Source organism: Anaeroplasma sp. (assembly GCF_034179385.1).
Taxonomy (GTDB): Bacteria; Bacillota_I; Bacilli_A; order Acholeplasmatales; family Anaeroplasmataceae; genus Anaeroplasma.
This window is the reverse complement of sequence record NZ_JAXFPY010000060.1, coordinates 1-2,353: the sequence shown is the minus strand read 5'-3', so window position 1 is coordinate 2,353 and position 2,353 is coordinate 1. Positions and strand designations below refer to the sequence as shown.

3 protein-coding genes are annotated in these 2,353 nt (G+C 28.4%); all 3 read left to right on the top strand.

The window, feature by feature from the left end:
* A partial coding sequence (locus SPJ17_RS03840) for an alpha/beta hydrolase (RefSeq protein WP_321092902.1) occupies window positions 1–507 on the top strand: 507 nt, incomplete at its 5' end.
* Between the two features lie 25 nt (window positions 508–532).
* Complete coding sequence (locus SPJ17_RS03835) at window positions 533–1,066, top strand: hypothetical protein (protein WP_321092901.1); 534 nt, start codon at window positions 533–535, stop codon at window positions 1,064–1,066.
* Window positions 1,067–1,103: 37 nt separating this feature from the next.
* The gene (locus SPJ17_RS03830; RefSeq protein WP_321092900.1) at window positions 1,104–1,703 is read left to right on the top strand and encodes an alpha/beta hydrolase; all 600 of its coding nucleotides are present in this window, start codon (window positions 1,104–1,106) and stop codon (window positions 1,701–1,703) included.
* The last annotated feature ends 650 nt before the right edge of the window (window positions 1,704–2,353 follow it).

Here is a 2,353-nt window from a genome sequence, read left to right as displayed (position 1 = left end):
AAAAGCGAAAGAAATTGTAAATTAAGTTATGAAGAAAGTGCTAAAGATGTTTATGAATTTATAAAGAAAATAAATATAGACCGACCATATTTACTAGGGTGCAGTGGTGGAGCAACTGTTGCAATAAATGTAGCAATTAATTATCCAGATAGTATATCAAAATTAATTTGTTGTAGTGGGGTAGCTAGAAAAGGTATTATTGAAAAACCACTATATGCAAAAATAATGGAAAAAATTCCATACTATCCTGGCAAGAAAGCAAATGAAATGTTTGAAAAATTAAATAATAATATGAAAACATTGAATAAAGAAGATTTTGAAAAAATAAATGTGCCTACTTTAATTGTAAATGGAGGAAGTAAAGATATAGTTCCTATAAGCGAGGCAAAATATATTTCTGATAATATTAAAAATTCAGAGTTATTGATATTAGATAATGAAGGACATTTTAGTTATATGATAAATTGTAAATGGTATAATAAATTAAGAGAGTTTTTAGAAAAATAAATTCGAATTTAACGGAGGCAAACGGATGCAGGAAACATTTGTTGTTAATCAAAAGAAATATACGGTTATTCGGTTATTAGGACACGGCAAAGGCGGGTATTCCTATTTGGTAGAAAGGAATGGATGCCAATATGTGTTGAAACAGATTCACCACGAGCCATGTGATTATTATACCTTTGGAAACAAAATTGAAGCAGAAATCAACGATTATAACAGACTGTTGCATACTGGAATCCGATTGCCTCAAATGTTGGATGTTGATATCGAAAACGAAAGAATTGTTAAAGAATATATCGATGGGCCAACGATATACGAATTAGTGAAAGATGATATTATGGATGATTCATACATCGTACAAGTTCGAAAAATGGCACAGATGGTTTATTCTGCTGGACTAAATATAGATTTCTTTCCGACAAATTTCGTGGTTGCGAATGGGACTATTTTTTATATCGATTATGAATGCAATCCATACATGGATGAATGGAATTTTGAAAATTGGGGCATTAAATATTGGTCTAAAACAAAAGATTTCATTGAATATATGAAAAAGCATTAAACCAACCAAATTCCAATTTATCAAAGGAAGTGATTAGATGAAGCAATTGGTCATATACGTGCATGGCAAAGGAGGAAGCATAGAGGAAGCAGATCATTATCGATCTTTATTTTCCGGATTTGATGTTATTGGCTTTGATTATAAATCGCAAAATCCATGGCAAGCCCAAAAAGAGTTTTCTATTTTCTATGATAAATTTGCAAAAAGATATGATTCTGTAATTTTGATAGCAAATAGTATAGGCGCTTTTTTCTCAATGAATGGTTTTGCAGATAAAAATATCACTAAAGCCTTCTTTATTTCACCTATTGTTAATATGGAAAAACTAATAATAAATATGATGAATTGGTCGAATATTACAGAAGAGGAACTATATAATAAAAAAGAAATAATTACAGATTTTGGAGAAACATTATCTTGGGAATATCTTTGCTATGTCCGAAAACATCCGATTAAATGGAATATTCCTACATATATTTTATATGGTGAAAATGACAATTTAACCTCTAAAGAAACCATATCTAAATTTTCAGAACAAGTCTGTGCTACTCTTACTATAATGGAGGATGGAGAGCACTGGTTTCATACAGATTTACAGAAGAAATTTCTTGATAATTGGATTATGAAGTTAATTTGATAAATTTCAATTTAATTTGCTGCATTCTACAACAAATCAGGGTGTTTTCAAAAAAGAAATGTTCATAAAAAAACGATAGATTTATTAAAATAAATAGTAGTTTTTTTAAAGTAGATAGTATTATTAGAGCTTAGATTTTAAAATTTCATAAGTCTTATTGCTATCTTTGTGGGTTATGTGGAAAGAATCAATATTTAATTATTATTTGTGTTTTTTAGAAATGTGTATGTATATTTACGGCTTAATGAGTTAATAATAGAGTTATAGTAATTATAAATGATATAGCTTTGCACTCACAAATAATAATTTTGGTAGAAATAGTAAATCAACTATCTTGAAATTGATTGGGTGAATAATATAATTATGATTGATTGAATTAATGGATATAATTTGTTAAAATGCAGTTGAAGGAAATTATACAGGCATTATTTGAATTATGAATCTATATGATTAGAAATTGTTTGCTGATAAGAAAGAATTTACAGGGGATATGTTATTAGAAGAAAGGATGTCTAATAATTGTTGTTAACCAATATTATTGGTTAGATAGGAGGTAAATTTATGAAATTATTTATTTGTCAGCATTGTGGCAATATTGCTGAAATGATTAAAGACAGTCAGGTTAATCCACACTGTTGTGGTGAAAAGAT